The sequence below is a fragment of the Alteromonas sp. 5NW40-0090 genome (genome assembly GCF_057552975.1).
In genome coordinates this window covers 1-1,773 of sequence record NZ_BAAJLT010000025.1, presented here as the reverse complement: position 1 = coordinate 1,773, position 1,773 = coordinate 1, and the positions used below count along the sequence as shown (strand labels likewise).

The 1,773-nt window shown below is 43.9% G+C and carries 1 protein-coding gene; it reads left to right on the top strand.

Annotated features, from left to right (window positions below; translation table 11 throughout):
* Window positions 1–924 precede the first annotated feature (924 nt).
* Window positions 925–1,374 carry a hypothetical protein gene (locus tag AC27KT_RS19725; RefSeq protein ID WP_118492361.1) on the top strand — a complete coding sequence of 150 codons (450 nt, stop codon included), beginning with the start codon at window positions 925–927 and terminating at the stop codon, window positions 1,372–1,374.
* Window positions 1,375–1,773 lie beyond the last annotated feature (399 nt).

The window sequence follows — 1,773 nt, the reverse complement described above, 5'->3', positions numbered from 1 at the left end:
CGCATTTACGCGGGGCGGCTTCGCCATTATGCCCCACGCAACTGCGCCGCTTAGCTTAATGTTATAAGGCGTCAGCCTAAACTTCGTTTGGCTTTATAAAAATCCCCGTACAACTACCCTCACCTGTTTTTATAAGCATCGCTCTGGCTTGTGGTAGGTTTAAATCCGCCGCTTTCAATTCAAAGGTTGCGCATTAGGCGCTTTATCGCCAAGTTATTATTTAACGTCAACAAGCGCCAATGCGTTCAACAGTTCAAATGGCGGCTAGCTTAAGCCAAATCAAAAACACTAGTGCACAGTCGTTTTGCTTGTTTGTGTTAATAATCAATCGTATGCTGGCTGCATTAGTTTTTAAAAAGGCCAAAGGAACAGGCTCTGCTTCTAACAAAGCGCTTAAGTCACTCCCTTCGGTCGTTCGGACGCATTTACGCGGGGCGGCTTCGCCATTATGCCCCACGCAACTGCGCCGCTTAGCTTAAAGTTAGAAGGCGTCAGCCAAACTGCGTTTGCTTAATTAAATAATCAGTTCAACTACCCTCACCTGTTTTCATTAGCATCGCTCTAGCTTGTGGTAGGTTTAAATCCGCCGCAGTTAATTCAAAGGTGGTGTAATAGGCGCTTTATCGCCAAATTCTTATTTTCATCCAGTAAGCGCCATTACACTCGATAGCTCAAATGGCGGCTAGCTTCATTCAAATCAAAAACATTGTGCACAGTCGTTTTGCTTGTTTGTGTTAACAATCAATCGTATGCTGACATCAACAGTTTTTAAACAGACCAAAGGAACTGGCTCTGCTTCTAACAAAGCGCTAAAGACCACTCCCTTCGGTCGCTCGGACGCATTTACGCGGGGCGGCTTCGCCATTATGCCCCACGCAACTGCGCCGCTTAGCTTAATGTTAGGCATTTATAAGGAAATAAATTATGAAAAATGTTGTTTTAGCGTTTATCTTTTTACTCGCTGGTTGCACTACCACAACCTCGCACACTACATCTACATTCTCAGATCCGATGGACATAATAAAGGCCGCTGCAGATTCAGCGCCCAAAGGTGTTCTTGGTCAATACACTCTTCAAATAGTCGCAACTGGTAGCCAAGGGCAATATGTCTATTTAAATACTGAAAAAGACTATCGCGATCAGAGAGCAGTAACCGTCGCTTTACACCCAAAAGTAATTGCACAATTATCAGCTAAATATGGGATGCCGCCGCAGGAATATTTCTTAAATAAAGCAATAGTAGTTAATGGTAAGGCTCAGCGGGTTAAGATTGCATTTTTATCAGACGGCAAACCTACTGGTAAATACTATTACCAAACACATGTAAGGGTAATGGACATATCGCAACTGAAGGTTGTGGACGAACATGCCTAACAAAAAAATCAAGTTCGCCCGCTGCGCGGGCTGGGACGCAAACATGTGGGCTGCTCACTTCGTTCGGATTTTAGCCCACATGCCTGCGCCCCTTATTTAAAAGTTATAAGGCGTCAGCCTAAACTGCGTTTGGCTTTATAAAAATCCCAATGCAACTACCCTCACCTGTTTTCGCTAGCATCGCTCTGGCTTGTTGTAGGTTTAAATCCGCCGCATTCAACTCAAAGGTGGTGTAATAGGCGCTTTATCGCCAAGATATTAGTTGAACCTCGAAAGCGCCATTACACTTAATAGCTCAGATGGCGGCTTGCTTCAGTCAAATCAAAAACATTTGTGCACAGTCGTTTTACTTGTTTGTGTTAACAATCAATCGTATGCTTGCTTCATCAGTTTTTAAAC

Bases quoted from the DNA above. Each gene is read 5' to 3' on its own strand.
- AC27KT_RS19725 (WP_118492361.1), top strand. From the start codon at position 925: ATGAAAAATGTTGTTTTAGCGTTTATCTTTTTACTCGCTGGTTGCACT.